Source organism: Curtobacterium sp. 320, from assembly GCF_031455235.1.
Classification (GTDB): domain Bacteria; phylum Actinomycetota; class Actinomycetes; order Actinomycetales; family Microbacteriaceae; genus Curtobacterium.
Window position 1 is genome coordinate 162,701 of sequence record NZ_JAVDSI010000001.1, and the last position, 20,081, is coordinate 182,781.

The window sequence follows — 20,081 nt, forward strand, 5'->3', positions numbered from 1 at the left end:
CGACACGCCAGCTGCCCCCCGGACGCGTCACACGATGTTCACATCGGTGATGCCCAGCGTGCCGTCAGTCCCGGCCGAACACGCCCTTCACCCGTTCGACCGCCTCCGCCGCCATCGCCTTCGCGGAGTCCTTGACGACGTCCAGCTCGACCGGGTCGCCCTTGAGCAGGCTCTTCGCGGTGTTCATCGCGTACTCGGCGGTGATGTGCGGCGGGAGCGGAGGCACGTTCCGGCTCACGTACGCGTCGATGACGGTCACGCCCGGGTTGTCGAACGCCCGCTGGACGGCAGCCTCGACCTCGTCGTCGCGGTGCACCGCGATGCCCGTGAACCCGAGGAGCTCGGCGTACCCCGCGTAGTCCATCGTCTCGACGTCCTGCGACCCCCGCCACATCGGGTTGCCGTCCTCCGTGCGCATCTCCCACGAGACCTGACCGAGGTCGTCGTTGTGCATGATCACGATGACGAGCTGCTGGTTCGGCCACTGGGCCATGTACTTCTTCACGGTGATGAGCTCGTTCATACCGAGCATCTGGAAGGCCCCGTCACCGATGGTGCACACGGCGGGCTTGTCCGGGAAGGCGAACTTGGCCGTCACCGCGTAGGGCATCGCGGCGAGCATGGTCGCGAGCCGGCCGGACATGTCGCCGTGCATGCCGCGACGCAGGCGGATGTGGTGCCCGTACCAGTCGGCGGTCGTCCCGGCGTCGCAGGTCACCGTGACGCCCTCGGGCAGGTGGTCGTTCACCGCGCGGATGACGCGTCGGGGGTTCACCCCGTCGTCGTAGGCGACCTCGGCCTGGCGGGCCATCTCCGCCTCCCACTCGCGCATCTCGTCGGCGAGCCGCTCCTGCCAGCTGCGGTCCGACGTCTGCTCGAGGAGGGGCAGGACTGCCTCGAGCGTCGCACCGACGTCGCCCCAGAGGTTGAGCTCGGTCGGGTACCGCAGGCCGAGCTGCTCGGGCTTGATGTCCACCTGCACACCGCGTGCCTGGCCGGACTCCGGCAGGTACTCGCCGTAGGGGTAGTTCGTCCCGAGGAGCACGATCGTGTCGCACTCCTTGATCTGCGTGAGGCTCGGTCGCGACCCGAGGAGCCCGACCTGCTGCGTGTGGTAGGGCACGTCCGACGGGACGACGTCCTTGCCGCGGAGCGCCGTGATGATGCCGGCACCGGTCTTCTCCGCCGCGGCGAGGACCTGCTCCGTCGCACCGCGGGCACCGGCCCCGACGAGGAAGGTGATCTTCTCGCCGGCGTTGAGGATCTCGGCGAAGCGCCGGACGTCCTCGGCGGGTGGGGTGATCCGGGTCGACGCGGGGACGTCGCTCGAGCGGGAGACCCAGTGCTCGACGCCCGGCTCCTCGTACGCCATCGCCTGCACGTCATGCGGGAGGACGACCACGGCCGGCTGCTTGCGGAGCATCGCCGTCCGGAACGCGGTGTCGACGACGACCCCGACGGCGTCGGGCGTCGTCACGGTCTCGACGTAGCACGCGACGTCGGCGAACACCCGCTCGAGGTTCGACTCCTGCTGCGTGAACGTCCCGATCGAGGCCAGTCCCTGCTGACCGACGATCGCGACCACCGGCTGGTTGTCCATCTGTGCGTCGTACAGGCCGTTGAGCATGTGGAACGCGCCCGGGCTCGACGTCGCGACGCAGACCCCGACCTCGCCGGTGAACTTCGCGTGCGCGGTCGCCATGAGGGCGGCGATCTCCTCGTGCGTCGGACGGACGTACTCGAGTGCTCGTTCGCCGCCGCCCGCCTTGCCGAGGGCACCGTCGAAGGCGCCGATCCCGTCGCCTGGGTAGCCGAAGACGCGGGAGACCCCCCATGCCTCGATGCGGTCGATGACGAAGTCGCTCACGGTCGTGCTCATGCGCCCACCGTGCTCGGCGGTTCCTGTACGCGCTCAGCGACGAGGGGGACGCGCGTTCGTGCCCGTCAGCCGATCTCCTGCCACGTGCCGCCGGCTGCGCTGCCGACCACGGCGTCGATGATGTGCGCCGACCGGGCGCCGTCCGCGAACGTCGGCAGACCCTCGGGCCACCCGTCCGGGTCGGGTCCGCTCCGGACCGCGTCGTAGGTGTCGGCGACGAACGCGGCGAACGCGTCGAGGTAGCCCTGCGGGTGCCCCGACGGCACCACGGCCAGGCGCCGCTGGTCCGGCACGCCGAGCGACGGGTCTCGGACGACGATCTGCGCGCCGCGTTCGTTCCCGAACCAGGCCGACTCCGGCTGCTCCTGGTCGAAGGCGGCGGACCCACGGGTGCCGTCGACCTCGAACCACAGCCGGTTCTTCCGTCCCGAGGCCACCTGCGAGATGACCACGTTGCCGATGCGGCCGGTGCCGGTCCGGAAGGTAGCGACCGCGGTGTCCTCGGTGGTGACCTCGGCGCGCTGCGAGGCGTCGGCCACCGGGTCGGGGTCGGGGGAGCCGGAGAACGACGGACCGGACGCCGCCGGACGCGTCGGGTAGACGATGTCGGTCGCAGCCGAGACCGACGCGAAGCGCTCGCCCGTGACGAACTCGACCAGGTCGCACCAGTGCGAGCCGATGTCGGCGAACGCCCGCGAGAGGCCCCCAGAGCCCGCGTCGACCCGCCACGACGAGGCGTCCTCGTCGAGCATCCAGTCCTGCAGGTAGTGGCCGTGGACGGCGAGCACGCGCCCCAGGTCGCCGTCGGCGATGCGTCCGCGGATCTCCCGGACGATCGGGTGGTACCGGTACACGAACGGCACGGTGGCCACGACGCCGGCCAGCCGTGCGGCCTCGACCAGCTCGTCGGCCTCGGTGGCGTCGATGGCGAGCGGCTTCTCGCACACGACGTTGATCCCGGCGCGGATGACCGCGAGGGCCTGCGGGTGGTGCTGGTCGTTCGGCGTGCAGACGTGCACGACGTCGGGAGCGTCCGCGATCACCTCGTCGAGCGAGGCGTACCCGCGGGGGAGGTCGAGCTGGGCGGCGACCTGCTCGGAACGGGACGGACTCCGACCGAGCACCCCGAGGACCTCGGCCCCGGCCGCGCGGGCGGCTCGCGCGTGGACGCCGGCGATCATACCGGTGCCGACCACAGCGACGCGCAGGCGTCGCCCTCCGTACCCACTGCTCATGGTGCTCCCTCGCGCCGGACTGGACCCCACCGTACCGACGTCTCCCGGCCACACGCCGGAACGCATGAGTACGTTCTGGGGCATGTCGAGCCTCCAGACCTCCCTGCTCATCCTCGGTGCCAGCGGCGACCTGTCCAAGCGACTCCTGCTGCCGGGCCTGGCCACTCTTCTCGAGGTGAAGGACGACTGGGACGTCCAGCTCGTCGGAGCCGGCGTGGAGGACATCTCGGACGCCGACTGGAAGGCGCAGGTCCGCGAGTCCTTCGAGAACGCGCAGGCGTCGAAGAACGAGGAGGACGAGGGGGCTGCCGACGGCGGTGAGCGCCTCAGCAAGCGGCTCCTCGGTGTCATCGACGCCTCGACCTACCGCAAGGCCGACGTCACCGACGCCGACGACCTCCGGACCCTGCTCGGCGACTGCCGGTACGACCCCGCGATCTACTTCGCCCTGCCGCCCGCCGTCACCGAGAAGAGCTGCGAGGTGCTCAAGGACCTGGACCTGCCGTCCGGGACGCGCCTGGCGCTGGAGAAGCCGTTCGGCACCGACGCCGAGAGTGCCGAGCACCTCAACGACGTGCTGCACTCGTTCCTCCCCGAGGAGCGCATCCACCGGGTCGACCACTTCCTCGGCCGGTCCACCGTGCTGAACCTGCTCGGCCTCCGCTTCGCGAACCGCATCATCGAGCCGCTGCTGTCGTCCGCGCACGTCGCCCGCGTCGACATCGTCTACGACGAGACGCTCGGACTCGAGGGGCGTGCGCGCTACTACGACAAGGCGGGCGCGCTCGTCGACATGATCCAGAGCCACCTGCTCCAGGTGATGGCCGTGGTCGCGATGGAGGCGCCGGCGTCGATCGACGCGGACGACCTGCGCACCCAGAAGGAACTCGTGCTCCGCGCCGTCCGGCCGTGGGGCGGCGACGTCGTCGCGGCGGGCAAGCGCGCCCGGTACACCGCGGGCACGATCGGCGACCGCTCGCTGCCGTCGTACACCGACGAGGACGGCGTGGACCCGTCCCTCGGGACCGAGACGCTCGCGCAGCTCACCCTCGAGATCGCGAACTGGCGCTGGGCCGGGGTGCCCTTCACGCTGCGGTCCGGCAAGGCCCTCGCCGAGCAGCGCCGCGAGATCGTGATCACCTTCAAGGACTCGCCGCACGTGCCGGTCGGCCTGCACGGTGCGGAACTGCCCGATCGGCTCCGGATCTGGATCGCACCCGACGAGATGCAGCTCGAGCTCAACGTCAACGGCGCCGGCGACCCGTACACGATCGACCACACGAGCCTGGACGTCACGTTCAACCCCGGACGCCTCAGTGCCTACGGCGAGGTGCTCGCCGGGGTGCTCGAGGGCGACGCCACCCTGTCCGTCCGCGGGGACAGCGCCGTGCAGGGCTGGAAGGTCGTCGAGCCGTTCCTGCAGGCCTGGCGCAACGGGAAGGCCCCGCTCGACGAGTACCCGGCAGGCTCCGAGGGACCCGGTTCCTGGGACAACATCGACTGCTGACGGACCCCACGGCGTAGGTTCCGACGCGTGACCACGATCGACGACGTCCTGCAGACCGTTCCCGAACCCGCCGGAGCCGACGTGCGCGTCGACCCCGTCCGCTACGACCACGAGGGCACCCCGCTGCTCGGCGTGCTGGCGAAGGACGCGGCGATCGCCGGTCGTCGCCCGGCCGTGCTCGTCGTCCACGACTGGCACGGCGTCAACGAGCACGTCGAGGCGCGCGTCACGATGCTCGCCCGCCTCGGGTACGTGGCCTTCGGTGCCGACGTCTACGGCGAGGGCGTCCGCCCGGGCGACGACACCGCCGCCCAGGTCGCCGGGTCGTTCTACCAGGACCTCCCGCTCATGCGGGCCCGCGTCCGCGCCGGCCTCGACCGCCTGCTCGCGGACCCCGACGTCGACCCGGCCCGGGTCGTCGTGATGGGCTACTGCTTCGGTGGATCCGCCGCGCTCGAACTCGCGCGCACCGGGGCCGACCTCGTCGGCGCGGTCTCGTTCCACGGCGGCCTCATCGTCCACGACCCCTCTGACGCGTCCGCGATCCGCGCGAAGCTGCTGGTGCTCACCGGCGCATCGGACCCGGTCGTGCCCGACGAGACCGTCGTCGCGTGGGAGGACGAGATGCGGGCCGCTCCCGAGGTCGACTGGCAGCTCGTGAGCTACGCCGGTGCGATGCACGCCTTCGCGGTCCCCGGCACCGACGCGCCGGACCACGGCGCCCAGTACCAGGCGCGTGCCGACCGTCGGTCGTGGCGGGCGCTCGAGGTGTTCCTCGCCGAGGTCTTCGACGAGGAGCTCGCCGCGCTCTGAGGGCCGACACGCCGAGGGCGGGCTCGGGGCGGCCTCGATTGGCGTTCGGGGCCGCAGCTGTTGTAGAGTCTTCCACGGCCGCAAGGCCACGCGCTCGTAGCTCAATGGATAGAGCATCTGACTACGGATCAGAAGGTTGGGGGTTCGAGTCCCTTCGAGCGCACCGCAACACCGAACCGATCGAAGGCCCCGTCGCAATGCGACGGGGCCTTCGTCGTGTTGGCAGAGCGGCCGCAACGCGAGTTCGCATGCGAACTCCTTGCAGCCCGAACTCCGTGCTGTCTAGGTTCGTGCCCATGGCACGGCGCACCCAGCAGCAGCGGCGAGATGAGCGTCGTGCGCGTGCCACGGCAGAGCGAGTCACCGCCGACCAGACACGGGGCGAGTACCGTCCGCCGGACCGGTCCACCTGCAGCGAGCGCTCCTGGTACCAGAGCGTCGACGACGCCGACACCGTCCGGGTCGACCACCGGCTCTTCCGGAGCGGCGGGAGGCTGGTCGACTTCGCCATCCTCGTCCACACGCTCGACATCGACGGGGAGTGGATCGAAGCTGCTCGTGTCGACTGCTGCCACGGGTACGTCCACCTCCACCACACCTCGGGCGAGGTCAGCGGCATCGGGCCGGTCCACAGAGCCGATGACGTGGCTGCACTCTTCGCCGTGGCATCGGACCAGGCAATGCGGTACGCCGTTACAATCCGGGACATGAAGGGCAGGGACGAGCGCGATGTCTGAGCTGGACGCATTCCGTGCGGAGATCAACAGGTCGCTCGCAGTCGGCGACTTCGCGGCCGTCGAACTCGAGGTCGTGGACGTCGAGGGCCGCACGCCGGTCGTCGTTGCCCTGGCGGACGAGCGTCTCCCGGTTCTGTTGCGGCGGATCGAGGCGGTGGGCGGCTACGCGAACGTCTTCGTGAAGACCGTCAGCGGCGTTCGTCGCGTCGCCGTGATGGACGTCGACGGCGCGCTCGACGTCCGGTCCGCCGATGACATGCGGTCGGCAGCTGAACAGCCGAGCTCGGACAGCACGGTCGGGGCGTTCGTCGACTACCTCGCACACCGGGTCGGCGGTGTCGTCCTGCCAGCTCGCCTCGCGACCGCGTCGCGCAGCGCTCTGCCCGCACGTCAGGTGGAGATCGTGGCCGCCCGCTGACCGCGGGGCTGGCGCGTCAGCGCAGGCGCGCCGCCTGCTGCCGGTCCTTCTCGTGCTCCCGCACCACCGCGCTCACTGCGAGCCACAGGAGCAGCGACACGAACCACCAGAAGCTCACCACGGCAGCAGCGCCGGCGAGCGACGCCGCGAGCGGCACGAGCTCGACCGAGTCCGGTCCCTTGCCGAAGATGACGATCGCCGAGACCCAGAGCCCGATCGCCGCCAGCAGGGAGATGATCCACACGACCAAGAGACCGTCGCGCCACCCGTTGTTCACGTGACCACCGTACCGGAGCGTTCGCACAGGAACGCCGCGGACGCCGGCCGCCGAGCAGTCCGGTCAGGACAGGTTGATCGCCACGATCAGCGCGACGAACCCGAGCGACACCGTCCCGACGATGAGCACCGTCCCGGCACCCCAGGTCGTCCGGAGCCGCCGTCCGGGCTTCGCGACCTCCCGCACCCGCACGACCGGGCCGTCATCGGCGGAGACAGCCACCTCGGAGCGCTCGTCCCGCCACCGCGCCCAGCGCTCGACCCGGTCGTCGAGGGCGTCGACCGCCGCCGCGAGGGCCTCCCACCGCTCGGGCCGGTCCGTGATCAGGTCACGGGCGCTGATCAGGTACATCCAGTCGTCCACGATCTCGACGTCGAGCCCCCGCAGGTGGTCGACGAGCCGCGCCATCACGTCCGGCGTGAACAGGTACAGCGCGTCGCGTTCGTACCCGGCGGGGCAGTACAGACGGAAGTACCGGTCGAAGTCGCCCTCCAGCGACAGCACCTGCGAGCCACGAACGACCGACGAGGTGTGCAGCGGGCGTCGAGGGCCCTCCTCGGACCGCAGCAGGATGTTCGGCAACGCCACGGGCAGACGCATCGCGCAGTACCCGCCGAACGCCGGCGAGGTGTTCGTCATGGTCGACCGGACGAGCTCGTGGTTCGCGAACTCCAGGCCTCGGGGCCCGGGGGTCCGGAGCACTCGGTAGCAGTTCAGCGCGCCGCGTCGACGGAGCGGGGCGTCACGACGGGTCCCGGTTGGCCCCGGGCTGTACGTCATCCCGTTGGCCGCCGCGAACCGGGCGAGGCGGTGGTGCACCCGCTTCTGCGGGCGTCGGCGCCGCACCCGGATCCACGCCCAGGTGCAGAGGACCCCGGCCAGGCCGAGGAAGGCGCCGATCACGCTCTGCACGAGGACGGCGGTCGCCACGTCCTCGCCGCCCTCCGCGACGGTGGCGGTGATGACGAGGGTGAACGCGAGCAGGCCGATCGGCAGGCAGAGTGCTCCGGCGCCGAGGACGATCCGTCGGACGAGTCCGACCAGGTCGCGCGCCTCGGGGTGTTCGGCGACGAGGGCCTTCCAGGTCCGTCTCGCGTCGCGGCGGCGGACCGGCTCGGTGAGGGCGGTGGTGTCGATCGGTGTGCGCAGTGCCTGCACGGTTCCCCCCCGGTTCGTGACCTCACGGTTTCGCTCCTCGAACGCGAGATTCTCGCGGTCATCATCCGTCATCACCACAGCATGCGCCGCCCCACCGACAGGGCGGCCACCACGTACCCGTGACCACGCCAAGCGCTGCGCGGGTACCGAGCCAGTGAGCAACGCGTCTCGCTGGCGACAACTAGGCCGAGGGTTCGGGATAGTCCCCTCATTGAGCGTCGCACCTCCGCAAGATGCCGGAGAGGTGCCGGGTTGCCTCCGTCAGCGGGCTCCCACTCTTCCTCGTGCCCGCCGACACGCACCGCTCCCGCACCAGCCGCCGGCCCTGCCCTGTCACGGCGGGGCAACACCGGCCGCACAGCGAACCACCGCACGCGGCGCGAGCACGAGGAACACACTCCCGCGTCGAACTTGCTCGGCTCGACGACGACGCGGGAGGAGTCACCAGACCCAAAGATGGGGTTTGGCTCCGCCGCTGAGGAGTCATCAGCTGTGCCATGCTGTGATCTCATTCACTTGGGGTGGGGCAATGGTAGGCAAGCCGAGATCGGTCCATTTTTTCAGCGCTGTCGAGATCGACGAGCACGACAACGTGTTGCCTTTCGGCAACAACTGGTGGATGGACCTGCTCGACTTCCTCGAAGTACAGGATGCTGCGGACCGTCGGCTGACGTACAGGGGGCGGAAATACGTCGGACGCGTGGAGCAGAGCATCTCGCCGGTCGCCAAGTATCTCTACCTCGGAAAGCTCCGTCCCGGAGCGGACTGGCCCGACGTTGTCGATCGAGAGGGTGGGACTGTCCCGCTGGCGTCGACAGGCATCCTTGAGCTGATTGAGCCGCTGTACTTGCTTCCCGTGGAGGGGACCCCGTACATGGCCGTCCTCAGGACATCGGCCGGACCCACGTGGCCCGCTCTCACCGACTGGCTTGGTATGGCTGGCCGCTTCTACGCTCGTGGGCACAGCATCGAGCTTCAACCGTACGCAAGGCGTGATCAGGTCGAGCGTCTCCGTTCCGCAGTCGGGGCGACCAAGATCCATCTGAAGTTCGATCCCGGCGCGGCAGAGCTTCTGCCTGGCCAATCCCAACTTGCTCGAGCTGTGCGGGAAGCGTCCGCCGCGGGCGCAGGCGCGGTCTCGGTCGAAATGAGTGTGAGCTTCGGTCGCGCTCGGCCTGACGAGGCTGGTGCCGATGAACTCGTGGAAGGCTTGCGGGAGATCATCGGCTCCGATGGGTACACGCGTGCGGAAGCAACCTTGCTCCAACCGAGCGTCGACGGAGTGGAGAAGGACTATGTCGACTTCGCTCTGGACCGTGTCGTCTACACGGAGTACGTCGGAGAATCAGAGGACGAGACCCCCACGCCAGAGGCGGTGCTGCACGCACTGTCGGATGCCATCGATAGCTTCAGGACGCAACTGCGAAGCGAGTGAGGACGTGATGAGCGCCAGAGTGAATCCGGTGGACCACCCCGCGCTTGTCGATGTCCTCGTCTTGGCGGCGGTTGCTGTCCACGCGTTTATCACGTGGAAGGGTTGGCTCCTTGATCTCTGGGCACCGCTCGTCGCAGCAGACCCCAGCGCGCAGGCAGGCCTCTATCTCGGATTCTTCGGAGCTGCTGCGCTCGTGAGTAGCTTCGCCGGCGTTGTCGTCATCTTCGGTGTGACTCCTCAGACATATCGGTTCCAGAAGTTTCGCGTCGACGGTGGTAAGAGCCTTGCCCGCAATTGGTCGTGGACGTCTGCAGCCGGTTTCCTGGGCGCTGGGCTTGCACTGGCTGCTGGTATCGCCGCGCTCAGTGGAGGCCAATGGTTGGCCCCATGGCTTCTGGAAGTTGCCATCGGCCTCGTAGCCCACAGTGCCGTTCGTCTGGTGATCCTTCTTCACGCTCTGGTGGGAATCGTCCGTCGTGACGATCTCGCCGCGGTCAACAAAGCTGCGGAGAGGCCACCGTCAGAAGCCCCCTGGCGTAGGTGAAGGAGTTCAGATGAGACAGGACGAACACCTCAAGCGCGTGGCGGAGACCGGCGATCGGTACGAAGCTCGCATCCGCAACCAGGTCGACACCATCAACCGCATCCTCGCCGGTGGCACGTACGACACCGAGATGGAAGCGCTACACAACCAGCTCGCCGAGGTCACAGCCGAACGCGACAGACTGCTTCGTCACGAGGGCTGAGGCCAACGCGATGAGCATGCGAGTGTGCTCGGTCGCTGGCTGCCCCACCATCTTCGACGGAGCGCTCGGCACGCGCTGTCCCGCACACCAGCGCAGGGCTGACCGCAGCCGAGGCACAGCAGCACAGCGCGGCTACAACAGCCGCGGCCATCGCATGTTCCGGTCCGCGGTCCTCGACCGTGATCCGATCTGCGTTGCATGCGAGGCCGCTCAGTCGACCGTCGCTGACCCGAGGTCACGCAAGGAGCTTGAGGCCCTGTCCCTCGACCCCGACGACCCACACTTCGGGCGCGGCCTCTGCAAGCCCTGCCATGACCGCGAGACGGCCACGCATCAGCCCGGCGGCTGGCACTCCTCCTGACCGGTGGCATACCGATATATTCCGCGTCTACGAGCCGGGGGAGGGGCCATACAACCCTACCGGGTGGGCAGACGGACGGGAGGCGCGGTGCCAGCTGGCACCGCGCCTCCCGTCCGCGACCCGGTCGCGTCGACTACGCGACCTGCGCGCGCACCTCGGCCAGCGTCGGGTAGTCGGTGTAGCCCTCGGCGCCGTTGCCGTAGAACAGCTCCGGGCGCGGCTCGTTCAACTCGGTGTCCTGCTCCCAGCGGTACGCGAGGTCCGGGTTCGCGATCGCCGCGCGACCGACGCCCACGGCGTCCGCGTGGCCCTGCGTGACGAGGGCGATGGCCTCGTCACGGGTGGTCAGCGCGCTGAAGCCGGAGTTGGCGATGAACGGGGCGCCCGCGGTCCGGCGAATGTGCTGCACGAGGTCGCCGGTCGGCTCGGCGTGCAGGATGTCGACGAAGGCGAGTCCGAGCGGCGCGAGGCCCTCGGCGACGGCGGTGTAGACCGCGTGGACGTCCGCCGGGTCGCTCTCGAGGACACCCTGGATGCCGTGCTCGGGGGAGAGGCGGATGCCGGTGCGGTCGGCGCCGATGGCCTCGGCGACGGCGGTGGTGACCTCGATCGCGAAGCGGGCGCGGTTCTCTGGCGAACCGCCGTACTCGTCGGTGCGCGTGTTCGACGCTGCCGACATGAACTCGTGCACGAGGTAGCCGTTCGCCCCGTGCACCTCGACGCCGTCGAGTCCGGCGGCGATCGCGTTGCGGGCGGCGCGGACGAAGCCCTGGACGGCCTCGCGCACCTCGTCGGTGGTCAGGGCGTGGGGGACGGGCATGTCCGCCTTCGAGCCGTCGGGGAGGTGGGTCTGCCCGGGGGCGGCGATCGCGGACGGGGCGACGATGCGCGGCGTGCCGGAGATGGTGGTGTGGGACACCCGGCCACCGTGCATGAGCTGCATCACGATGCGACCGCCCTCGGCGTGCACGGCGTCGGCGACGCGGCGCCACCCGGCGATCTGCTCGTCGGTCTCGATGCCGGGCTGCCCGGGGTAGGAGCGGCCCTCCTGCACGGGCCAGGTGCCCTCGGTGACGATGAGCCCGAGGCCGGCGCGCTGGGCGTAGTGCTCGACGAGCAGGTCGTTCGGGATGCCGTGCTCACCGGCGCGCGTGCGGGTGAGGGGTGCCATCACGATGCGGTTCGACAGGGGGAGTGCGCCGAAGTCGGCGGGTTCGAAGAGCTTCACGTCTGGGGGGAACGAGGTGTTGCCGGATGCAATTCCCCGTTCCGGCGGATCGTCAGGCTCGGGGGCACACCAACGTCGAGGAGCGCACCTGCCCCTCGGGGCGGATCACCTGGTGCTGGGAGAGGGGCTGGCCGCAGATCGGGCAGCCGCGGTCGATCGTGCGGTCGTCGATGCCCTCGGGGTGGCCGGCGCCGATCTGCGACGGGCCCATCTTGGCGATGAGCGTGCTGTTCCACCGTTCGTACCACTGTCCGAAGCGACCCACGGTCCGTCCTTTCGTTCGTACACGAACCATTGTGCCACGAACGGCTTCGCAGCACACGGCCGATCACACGGCGTCGACGCGTTCGAGCAGTTCGGTGAGCTCGTCCTTCAGCGCTTCGAGGCGTTCCAGCGGCCAGCCGAGGCGGTCGGCGACGGCGATCGGGACCGCCCGGGCCTGTTCGCGCAGGGAGCGCCCGGCGACGGTGAGGGAGACCTCGAGCTGGCGTTCGTCCGTGGCGCTCCGGGTGCGGCGGACGTAGCCGGAAGCCTCGAGGCGCTTGAGCAGCGGGCTGAGGGTGGCAGAGTCGAGCCGGAGTTCGCGGGCGATCTCGCGGACGGAGCGCGGGTCCTGCTCCCAGAGGGCCAGCATGACGAGGTACTGCGGGTGCGTCAGGCCCATGGGTTCGAGCAGGTCGCGGTAGAGCCCGATGACGCTCCGGCTCGTCGCCGCGAGCGCGAAGCAGAGCTGTCGGTCGAGGGCGAGCGGGTCGACGTCGGTCTCGGTCATCCGCCCACCCTACCGTTCGTGTACGAAGGGTCGCGGGACGGTTTCGAGCGGAGTGGTCGCGGGCGCGCGCAATCTGCGACATCGTCGTTGTCGTACGACATCGGTCTCGTCGCTGTCGAGCGTGTGCAACGGTTGCAGGCGCGGGGCTGCGACACCATCGCTGTCGTACGACGTCGGCGATGTCGTTCCGAGTCGGCAGCGGGACCTGGGCAGCGGGACCTGGGCAGCGGGCAAGCCGGCCGCGACGCACGGGAGGCGCGGGCCGACCCGTGTGGGTCGACCCGCGCCTCCTGGGTGGTCGCGTCGTGCCTACGCGCGGTGCGCCGGCGGGTGCCCCGACTCGTGCGCGTTCGCGTCCGGCTCCACGGGGAGCGCGTGCGACCCGGTGTGGGTGCTCTCGTGCCCACCGGCCGGGTGCGACCGCTCGAGCTTGGCGCCCTCGACGTCGACGTCCGGCACGATGCGGTCGAGCCACTTCGGGAACCACCACGCGCTCTCGCCGAGCAGGTGCATCGCGGCCGGGATGAGCAGCATCCGGACGACGAACGCGTCGACCAGCACACCGAACGCCAGGCCGAAGCCGATCGGCTTGATGGTGGAGGAGTCCGAGAAGATGAAGCCGGCGAACACCGAGATCATGATGATCGCGGCCGCCGTGACCACTGCGCGACCGGCGTGCAGGCCTCGCTGGACCGCGACCTTCGCCGAGGCTCCGTGGGCGTACGCCTCGCGCATGCCCGACACCAGGAAGAGCTGGTAGTCCATCGCGAGCCCGAACAGGATGCCGATCTCGATGATGGGCAGGAAGCTCAGGATCGGTGCGGGGTCGTGCACCCCGAACACGCTGCCGAGCCAGCCCCACTGGTAGATCGCGGTCAGGCCGCCGAACGACGCCAGGACGGACAGGATGAAGCCGGCCGTCGCGGTGATCGGCACGAGGAACGACCGGAACACGATGATGAGGATGATCAGCGACAGGCCGACGACCACCACGAGGTAGAGCGGCAGCACGTTCGAGAGCTTCTCGGACACGTCGATGTTGGCGGACGCGTTGCCGGCGACCCCGAGCGTGACCTTCCCGTCGTCGGTGGAGACGGTCTGCTCGCGGAGGTCCTTCACGAGCGTCTCGGTCGAGACGCTGTCCGGGCCACCGGCGGGCTTCACCTGGAACGCGATGATGTCGCGGTCCTTCGAGGCGCCGATCGGAAGAACGGCCTTGACGTCGTCGTTCTTCGCGATCGCTTCACCGATGGTGACCTCGGTCGCGGTGACGTCGTCCTCGCTGACCGAGTCCGGCAGGGTGGCGACCACGAGGAGCGGCCCGTTCTGGCCGGCACCGAACTCGTCGTCGAGGGCCTTGTACGCCTTGTACTGGCTGGACTCCACGGACTCGGACGCACCCGTCGGCAGGCCGAGGCGCATCTGCGTGGCGGGGAGGGCGATGGTGCCGAGCACCGCGACGCCGGCGACGAGCGTGATGACCGCGCGCCAGGTCGACATCGGCTTGTTCGGGACGCGCGTCGAGTCGGTGTTGCCGATCTTCGCGCGCTCCTTCTTCCGGAGGATCCGCATGCCGATGAGCGACAGCAGCGCCGGGGTGAAGGACGTCGCGATGAGGATCGCGAAGAACACGGCGACGGCACCGACCGTGCCCATCAGGCCGAGGAACGGGATACCCGTGATGTTCAGGGCGAGCAGCGCGACGATGACGGTCGCGCCGGCGAAGACCACGGCGTTGCCGGAGGTGCCGTTCGCGAGCCCGATGGACTCGTGCACGCCCATGCCCTGCTTCAGCTGGGTCCGGTGTCGGTTGAGGATGAAGAGCGAGTAGTCGATGCCGACCGCCAGGCCCAGCATCACCCCCAGCACCGGCGTGACCGAGATGAACTCGACGAGGCTCGAGAACGACAGGGCCGCGAGGGACGCCACGCCGACGCCGAGCACGGCGGAGACGAGCGGGACGGCGGCGCCGATGATCGTGCGGAGCATGAGGAACAGCACGATCGCGGCGATGATCACGCCGCCGATCTCACCGGGGCCGAGGATCGACGGGACGCCCTGGGCGATGTCGTTCGAGACGTACACGTCGACGCCGCTGATGTCGGCCGCCTCGGCGTCGTCCGCGATCTGGGTCTTCGTGTCGGCCGGGACCTCGTAGGTCGACTTCGTGAACTGCACGGTGCCGATGACGGCGCTGCCGTTCGACGACACGAAGCGGATGTCCTTCGACAGGTCGAGGAGCTTCGAGCCCTGCTCGAGCTCCTGTTCGCTGTCGTCGAGCTTCTTCGTGTTGTCGTCGATCTTCTGCTGTGCGGCCTCGAGCTGCTGCTCGCCCGAGGTGATCTGCTGCTGCTGCGCGTCGATCTGTGCCTGTGCCTGGGCGAGCTGGGTCTGGGCGGCCGCCGCCGCGGCGCCTCCCGCTGCCTCGGCCTGGGCCTTCTGCGCGTTCAGCTGGGCCTGCGCGCTGGCGATCTGCTCCTTGCCGGATGCCAACTGCGACTTCTGCGCGTCGAGCTCCTTCTGACCGCTCTCGATCTGCGCACGGCCGTCGGTGATCTGCTCGCGGCCGTCGACGATCTTCTGCCGCTGGTCGTCGAGCTGCTGCTGGGTGTCGAACCCGCTCGTGGCGCCCTTGACGCCGTCGAGCTTCTCGACCTTCTGCAGGAAGTCGGCGACGTCGGACTTCTGGGTGTCGCTGAAGGCCTTGCCGTTCGTCGTCTCGAAGACGATCGTGCCGGTGCCGCCGTTCGCGGACGGGAACTTGTCGGCGAGCTCGTCCTGCACCTGGCTCGTCTTGGTGTTCGGGATCGTGATCGACGACGAGATGGTGCCGGCGAAGAGCGAGTACGTGACACCCGCGATGCCCATGATCACCACCCACGCGATGATCACGAGCCAGTGGCGTCGTGCGGAGAACCGTCCGAGACGGTAGAGGAGACCGGCCATGCGGTTGCCCCGATCCTTTCGTTGTCAGCTGCTGTGGAGCGGGGTGCGCCGGTGGACCCCTGGGAGGGAAGTGTCAGTCGTCGGCCATGTAGCCGCTGCGGACGCTGTGCACGAGTCGTGCGAGCAGGGCGTCCCAGTCGTCGAGCGCGTCCTGGTCGAGGCGGGGTCCGGTCGTCGTGAGCCAGTGCTCGGCGATCACGACGATCCCGCTCATCAGGGACTCGACGAGGAGTGCGGCGTCGAGGGCGTCGGCGGCCGGGTGGCGTCGGGCGACCTCGTCGCGGAGGCGTTCGGTGACCCGTGCGAAGGCGGTCTGGGTGAGCACCGCGGCCTTCGGGTCGTCCTTGCCGGGGTCGCCGAGGATCCGGTACATCCCGGCGATCGCGGGCGCCAGGTCGGCACCGCGGGCGGCGGACTCGAGCTCGTCGAACATCGACGAGCGGCTGCCGTCGCCGACCGGGGTCTTCGCCATGTCGGCGAGGAAGCGGTCGATGATGACCGAGAGCTCCTGCTCGCAGACGGCCAGCAGGACCTCGTCGAGCGACCCGAAGTGGTTGAACACGGTCCGGCGGGCGATGTCGGCCCGTGAGGCGAGGTCCTCGACGCTGAACCCGCGGCCCCCGCGCTCCTCGACGAGGTCGCGGGCGGCCTGCAGGATCGCCGCACGGTGCTTCGCCTTGAGGGCAGCACGGCGGTCGATCGACAGGGTCACGGCCACGACACTAGGTGCATCGATGCACTCGGTGCAACGACGTGGAGAGCATCTTCAGGTACGTACCCCGGCGGGAACCGTGGTTCTGAACAGATGTGCACGTGGTTGACTGGGCGAGCACGTCCGCCGTACGAAGGAGTACCCGATGCCCGTCCGTCTGTCCCCGCAGCACCTCGACGAGATCGCCGCGAGCGGTGTCGCCGTCCCGACCTACGACCGCGACGGGATCACCGCCGGCATCGTGCACTTCGGCGTCGGCGGCTTCCACCGGGCGCACCAGGCGATGGTGATCGACCGGCTGCTCCAGCGGGGCGAGGCCCGCGAGTACGGCATCTGCGGCGTCGGGGTGCTCGAGCAGGACCGTCGGATGGCCACGGCGATGGCCGAGCAGGGCGGGCTGTACACGCTCGTCCTCAAGCACCCCGACGGCACCCGCGAGTCCCGCGTGATCGGCAGCATCGTCGACTACCTGCTCGCCGTCGACGACCCCGACGCCGTCGTCGAGAAGATGGCGCACCCGGATACCCGGATCGTCAGCCTGACCATCACCGAGGGCGGCTACAACTTCGACCACGTCACCGGCGAGTTCGTCGCCGACGAGCCGGGCGTCGCGGCCGACCTGCGCGGCGACGGCCCGCCGCACACCGTGTTCGGACTCGTCGTCGAGGCCCTGCGGCGCCGGCGGGACCGCGGGCTGGAGCCCTTCACCGTGATGTCCTGCGACAACATCCAGGGGAACGGGCACGTCGCCCGCGAGATGTTCACCGCCTACGCCCGGCTGCAGGACCCGGCGTTCGCGGACTGGATGGACGAGCACGTCTCGTTCCCGAACTCGATGGTCGACCGGATCACCCCGGTCACCGCCGACGAGGACCGCGCCTGGGTCCGGGACGAGCTCGGCATCGAGGACGCCTGGCCGGTCGTCGCCGAACCGTTCTTCCAGTGGGTGCTCGAGGACGACCACCCCGCGGGCCGCCCGCCGTACGAGCAGGCCGACGTCCAGATCGTCGACGACGTCGAGCCGTACGAGCTCATGAAGTTGCGGCTGTTGAACGCCTCGCACCAGGGCCTGTGCTACTTCGGGTACCTGTCCGGGTACCGCTACGCGCACGAGGCCACGCAGGACCCGGCGATCGCGACCTTCCTGCGCCGGTACATGGACGAGGAGGGCACGCCGACCCTGCACCCGGTGCCCGGCATCGACCTCGAGGACTACAAGTCCACCCTCATCGAGCGCTTCCAGAACCCCGAGGTCCGCGACACCCTCGCCCGGCTCTGCGCCGAGTCGAGCGACCGCATCCCGAAGTGGCTGCTGCCGGTGGTGCGCGAGAACCTCGCCGCCGACCGACCCGTCACCCTGTCCGCGGGCATCGTGGCCTCGTGGGCGCGCTACGACGAGGGCACCGACGAGTCCGGCGAGCCGATCCAGATCGTCGACCGGCTGGCCGAGCCGTTGCACCGCATCGCGCTCACGCAGCGGGACGACCGGCTCGCCTTCATCCGGAACCGCCAGGTCTTCGGGGACCTCGTGGACGACGACCGGTTCGTCACGGCCTACCGCGACGCCCTCGACGGGCTGATCGCGGATGGTGCCCACGCGACGGTGACGCGCCTGTCGCGTTCCTGAGACGCGACCGGAGACGGGCCAGGAGGCGCGGTGCCAGTCCGCACCGCGCCTCCTGGCCCGTCCCGTGGTGCGTCCAGGGCGCTAGGGTCGCGTCGTGAACCGGACCGATCGCCTGTACGCGCTCGTCGAGGAGCTGCGCGCGGCGGCACCCGGCCGGCGGAGCGCTCGTCGCCTGGCCGAGCACTTCCGGGTGAGTGTCCGCACCGTCGAACGGGACCTGCGCGCGCTGCAGGAGGCCGGCCTCCCGATCTGGTCCGAGCCCGGACGCACCGGCGGTTACACCATCGACGCTCGCGCGACGCTCCCGCCCCTCGGGCTCACGGTGGACGAGGCGCTCGCCGTGGCGATCGGCCTCGGGACCCTCGGCGCGAGCCCCTTCCGCGACGCCGCCAGGAGCGCGGCGCGCAAGGTCACCGCGGTGCTCGCCGAGGACGACGCCCGACGGACGGCCCGACTCGCGGCACGGGTGCTCCTGCTCGAGGCGGGGGACCGGGCCCCGGCACCCGTCGCTCTCGCGGGGGCGCTCACCGGCGGACGCGTGGTGCGGATGCGGTACCGGGACGCGACCGCCACCGAGACCGACCGCACGGTCGAGCCGCTCGGGTACGTCGGCAAGGGGGAGGACTGGTACCTCGTCGCCTGGTGCCGGCTGCGCGACGGGGTCCGGGCGTTCCGCGGCGACCGGGTGCTGGCCGTCGAGGAGACGGACGAGGTCGCGCCGCCGCGGGTCGTCCGGACCGATGAGCTCGACATCCCGCACGGGGTGCTCCGACCCGTCCTCGGGGACTGACGGACCGATCCGCGGAAACGGTGAGCGGGCCGACTCCGGTGCCATGCTGACGGGGTGATCTTGCTGACCGAAGCCGGATGCGGTGCGTGGATCGTCGAGCGCGCCGGCCGCTGGGCGACCGTCGGAGGTGTCGCTGGCACGGGCTTCGAGGCGTACGCGAGGCTGCTGCACCCGGTGGATGCAGACCGGACCGATCCGGACACGGTGGATGAGTGGGGTGATCCCGTCGATGTTGAGCACGCGCGTTGGCGGTGGGCTGAGGTCGCGCGTCGCAATGGCCGGGTGATGCATCCCCTGGTGCAGTGGTGGCGCATCACTGACGAAGAGCAGACCAGGAGCTGGGCGGACGGGTGGAGTGTCGGCCAGTCCGATGACGGGTGGTTCGACCCGGAGGATCTCGCGGTCCTGACGACGCACCTGCGCGCCGCGACGTCGACCCCGGATGACCTGGTCGTCGGATCGTGGGAAGGCACAGGCAACCCGCCATGGGCAGAGGGGGGTCGAAACGCTCTCGCGCGCGACCGCATGCAGTTGCACTGGCCGGGCCGTGACATGTGGTTGTTCGGTTCGAGCCTGGGCGAGCTTGCGGAGCCGACGTGGGCGCACCGCACCGTGCCTGGCTGGGAATGCAGTCGCTCCAACCAGGAGGGGCCGTACACGTCGATGATCTGGCCAGAGGATCGCGCCTGGGTCGTCGCGTCGGAGGAAGACTGGGACTCGACCATCGTCGCTGGCTCCCGCGCACTCGTCGACAGCATCCTCGCGGACGACCGCTTCGAGGCCTTCGAGGTGCACCACGATGACGACCTGAGCTGGGACGGCGATCTCCTCAATCCCCGCCGGCACCCGACACCAGGGTCCTGAGGCGGCCAGGCGCCCGGAGAGGATCGGTCATCTGACAGCGAATCGGGCCCAGGAGTCGGCAGGAAGATGGGGCTGGCCCGGGACGGCGCGGTGCTCGAATGTGCACGTCGGGTCGAGTTCGGTCGCGACCGTGCGCCAGAACCTCGCTGCTACTTCGTTGCGGTCCTGGTAGGCCACGGCCCATCTCCCCGGGTGCGCCGCGGTCAGTTCCCTCACGGCGACGCGTCCGATGCCAGCGCGCCGTGCTCCGTGCGCGATGAAGAAGCTACTGATGATGTGTTCCTCTTCGTCGAGGCCGCGGAGGACCGCGAGTCCGACCGGGTGCGGTCCGAGTTGGATTACGTGTGCCGACCAGCCCGGCTCCGCAAGGCCGGCGTCCAATCGTTCTTGGCGGAAGCGGCCGCGCTCGTCGGGGAGCGTGCCGGTGAACGCTGACATCTCGTGTCGGAACATGGTCCAGAGCTGTTCGAGCTGAGGGCGGTGTCGTTCGTCGGCGGTGGTGATGGTCAGGGGCGATGGGGTGCTCATACAAGAAAACCTCCGCCGTGGTCGGCGGAGGTTTCGTTGCTGAGAGTC

General features: G+C 69.8%; 20 protein-coding genes and 1 tRNA gene. 11 read left to right on the forward strand and 10 right to left on the reverse strand.

From position 1 onward, the window contains the following. Positions 1-64: 64 nt before the first annotated feature. Positions 65-1,879: a thiamine pyrophosphate-requiring protein gene (locus tag J2X60_RS00790; RefSeq protein ID WP_309886190.1), complete on the reverse strand. Its 1,815-nt coding sequence runs from the start codon at positions 1,877-1,879 to the stop codon at positions 65-67. A 65-nt stretch (positions 1,880-1,944) separates the two neighbouring features. Next, positions 1,945-3,114 (reverse strand): Gfo/Idh/MocA family oxidoreductase, encoded by a 1,170-nt coding sequence (locus J2X60_RS00795; protein ID WP_309886191.1) that lies wholly within the window; start codon positions 3,112-3,114, stop codon positions 1,945-1,947. Between the two features lie 82 nt (positions 3,115-3,196). Here J2X60_RS00795 and J2X60_RS00800 point away from each other — a divergent pair, with 82 nt between their 5' ends. The 5 genes from J2X60_RS00800 (at position 3,197) to J2X60_RS00820 (ending at position 6,589) form a co-directional block, all read left to right on the forward strand. Continuing rightward, entirely contained in the window at positions 3,197-4,621 is a 1,425-nt protein-coding gene (locus J2X60_RS00800; protein WP_309886192.1) for a glucose-6-phosphate dehydrogenase, read from the forward strand. A gap of 27 nt (positions 4,622-4,648) precedes the next feature. Continuing rightward, positions 4,649-5,434: a dienelactone hydrolase family protein gene (locus J2X60_RS00805; protein WP_309886195.1), complete on the forward strand. Its 786-nt coding sequence runs from the start codon at positions 4,649-4,651 to the stop codon at positions 5,432-5,434. Positions 5,435-5,524: 90 nt separating this feature from the next. Next, positions 5,525-5,597, forward strand: a tRNA-Arg gene (locus tag J2X60_RS00810). A gap of 133 nt (positions 5,598-5,730) precedes the next feature. Beyond that, on the forward strand, positions 5,731-6,171 hold the full coding sequence (locus J2X60_RS00815) for a hypothetical protein (RefSeq protein ID WP_309886197.1): 441 nt from the start codon (positions 5,731-5,733) through the stop codon (positions 6,169-6,171). Then, positions 6,164-6,589, forward strand: a complete 426-nt coding sequence (locus tag J2X60_RS00820) for a hypothetical protein (RefSeq protein WP_309886198.1) — start codon at positions 6,164-6,166, stop codon at positions 6,587-6,589. Before J2X60_RS00815 ends, J2X60_RS00820 begins: the two co-directional genes overlap by 8 nt. Before the next feature lie 16 nt (positions 6,590-6,605). Here the strand turns inward: J2X60_RS00820 and J2X60_RS00825 are convergent, their stop codons facing one another. Both J2X60_RS00825 and J2X60_RS00830 read right to left on the reverse strand, forming a co-directional pair. Continuing rightward, positions 6,606-6,866 carry a hypothetical protein gene (locus tag J2X60_RS00825; RefSeq protein ID WP_092386063.1) on the reverse strand — a complete coding sequence of 87 codons (261 nt, stop codon included), beginning with the start codon at positions 6,864-6,866 and terminating at the stop codon, positions 6,606-6,608. A gap of 63 nt (positions 6,867-6,929) precedes the next feature. After that, the gene (locus tag J2X60_RS00830; protein ID WP_309886200.1) at positions 6,930-8,096 is read right to left on the reverse strand and encodes a hypothetical protein; all 1,167 of its coding nucleotides are present in this window, start codon (positions 8,094-8,096) and stop codon (positions 6,930-6,932) included. Between the two features lie 457 nt (positions 8,097-8,553). On the opposite strand from J2X60_RS00830, the gene J2X60_RS00835 reads away from it, so the two are divergent. From J2X60_RS00835 to J2X60_RS00845, 3 genes are read left to right on the forward strand one after another with little or no spacing between them, the layout of a single operon-like run. Next, positions 8,554-9,459, forward strand: coding sequence for a hypothetical protein (locus tag J2X60_RS00835; RefSeq protein ID WP_309886202.1), 906 nt, complete (start codon positions 8,554-8,556; stop codon positions 9,457-9,459). A 7-nt stretch (positions 9,460-9,466) separates the two neighbouring features. Further along, entirely contained in the window at positions 9,467-10,003 is a 537-nt protein-coding gene (locus J2X60_RS00840) for a hypothetical protein (RefSeq protein ID WP_309886204.1), read from the forward strand. Positions 10,004-10,013: 10 nt separating this feature from the next. Next, positions 10,014-10,205, forward strand: coding sequence for a hypothetical protein (locus tag J2X60_RS00845; RefSeq protein WP_309886206.1), 192 nt, complete (start codon positions 10,014-10,016; stop codon positions 10,203-10,205). Positions 10,206-10,699: 494 nt separating this feature from the next. Here the strand turns inward: J2X60_RS00845 and J2X60_RS00850 are convergent, their stop codons facing one another. From J2X60_RS00850 to J2X60_RS00870, 5 genes are all read right to left on the reverse strand, one after another. Next, complete coding sequence (locus J2X60_RS00850) at positions 10,700-11,794, reverse strand: alkene reductase (RefSeq protein ID WP_309886208.1); 1,095 nt, start codon at positions 11,792-11,794, stop codon at positions 10,700-10,702. A 52-nt stretch (positions 11,795-11,846) separates the two neighbouring features. Next, positions 11,847-12,059, reverse strand: a complete 213-nt coding sequence (locus J2X60_RS00855; RefSeq protein WP_175473687.1) for a hypothetical protein — start codon at positions 12,057-12,059, stop codon at positions 11,847-11,849. 63 nt (positions 12,060-12,122) lie between these two features. Further along, on the reverse strand, positions 12,123-12,566 hold the full coding sequence (locus J2X60_RS00860; protein WP_309886210.1) for a MarR family transcriptional regulator: 444 nt from the start codon (positions 12,564-12,566) through the stop codon (positions 12,123-12,125). Between the two features lie 309 nt (positions 12,567-12,875). Beyond that, positions 12,876-15,512 carry an MMPL family transporter gene (locus J2X60_RS00865; RefSeq protein WP_309886211.1) on the reverse strand — a complete coding sequence of 879 codons (2,637 nt, stop codon included), beginning with the start codon at positions 15,510-15,512 and terminating at the stop codon, positions 12,876-12,878. 73 nt (positions 15,513-15,585) lie between these two features. Beyond that, positions 15,586-16,224, reverse strand: a complete 639-nt coding sequence (locus J2X60_RS00870; protein ID WP_139219791.1) for a TetR/AcrR family transcriptional regulator — start codon at positions 16,222-16,224, stop codon at positions 15,586-15,588. Between the two features lie 145 nt (positions 16,225-16,369). Here J2X60_RS00870 and J2X60_RS00875 point away from each other — a divergent pair, with 145 nt between their 5' ends. From J2X60_RS00875 to J2X60_RS00885, 3 genes are all read left to right on the forward strand, one after another. After that, complete coding sequence (locus J2X60_RS00875; RefSeq protein ID WP_309886213.1) at positions 16,370-17,851, forward strand: mannitol dehydrogenase family protein; 1,482 nt, start codon at positions 16,370-16,372, stop codon at positions 17,849-17,851. Between the two features lie 94 nt (positions 17,852-17,945). Further along, the gene (locus J2X60_RS00880) at positions 17,946-18,641 is read left to right on the forward strand and encodes a YafY family protein (RefSeq protein WP_309886215.1); all 696 of its coding nucleotides are present in this window, start codon (positions 17,946-17,948) and stop codon (positions 18,639-18,641) included. A gap of 54 nt (positions 18,642-18,695) precedes the next feature. Then, on the forward strand, positions 18,696-19,505 hold the full coding sequence (locus J2X60_RS00885; protein ID WP_309886217.1) for a hypothetical protein: 810 nt from the start codon (positions 18,696-18,698) through the stop codon (positions 19,503-19,505). Positions 19,506-19,532: 27 nt separating this feature from the next. Here J2X60_RS00885 and J2X60_RS00890 read toward each other — a convergent pair whose 3' ends face one another. After that, positions 19,533-20,033, reverse strand: a complete 501-nt coding sequence (locus tag J2X60_RS00890) for a GNAT family N-acetyltransferase (RefSeq protein ID WP_309886219.1) — start codon at positions 20,031-20,033, stop codon at positions 19,533-19,535. Positions 20,034-20,081: the final 48 nt, after the last annotated feature.

Coding starts and splice junctions, on each gene's coding strand:
- J2X60_RS00840 (WP_309886204.1), top strand. CDS start 9,467: ATGAGCGCCAGAGTGAATCCGGTGGACCACCCCGCGCTTGTCGATGTC.
- J2X60_RS00845 (WP_309886206.1), top strand. CDS start 10,014: ATGAGACAGGACGAACACCTCAAGCGCGTGGCGGAGACCGGCGATCGG.
- J2X60_RS00815 (WP_309886197.1), top strand. CDS start 5,731: ATGGCACGGCGCACCCAGCAGCAGCGGCGAGATGAGCGTCGTGCGCGT.
- J2X60_RS00890 (WP_309886219.1), bottom strand. CDS start 20,033: ATGAGCACCCCATCGCCCCTGACCATCACCACCGCCGACGAACGACAC.
- J2X60_RS00790 (WP_309886190.1), bottom strand. CDS start 1,879: ATGAGCACGACCGTGAGCGACTTCGTCATCGACCGCATCGAGGCATGG.
- J2X60_RS00820 (WP_309886198.1), top strand. CDS start 6,164: ATGTCTGAGCTGGACGCATTCCGTGCGGAGATCAACAGGTCGCTCGCA.
- J2X60_RS00835 (WP_309886202.1), top strand. CDS start 8,554: ATGGTAGGCAAGCCGAGATCGGTCCATTTTTTCAGCGCTGTCGAGATC.
- J2X60_RS00800 (WP_309886192.1), top strand. CDS start 3,197: ATGTCGAGCCTCCAGACCTCCCTGCTCATCCTCGGTGCCAGCGGCGAC.
- J2X60_RS00795 (WP_309886191.1), bottom strand. CDS start 3,114: ATGAGCAGTGGGTACGGAGGGCGACGCCTGCGCGTCGCTGTGGTCGGC.
- J2X60_RS00875 (WP_309886213.1), top strand. CDS start 16,370: ATGCCCGTCCGTCTGTCCCCGCAGCACCTCGACGAGATCGCCGCGAGC.
- J2X60_RS00860 (WP_309886210.1), bottom strand. CDS start 12,566: ATGACCGAGACCGACGTCGACCCGCTCGCCCTCGACCGACAGCTCTGC.
- J2X60_RS00865 (WP_309886211.1), bottom strand. CDS start 15,512: ATGGCCGGTCTCCTCTACCGTCTCGGACGGTTCTCCGCACGACGCCAC.
- J2X60_RS00830 (WP_309886200.1), bottom strand. CDS start 8,096: ATGACGGATGATGACCGCGAGAATCTCGCGTTCGAGGAGCGAAACCGT.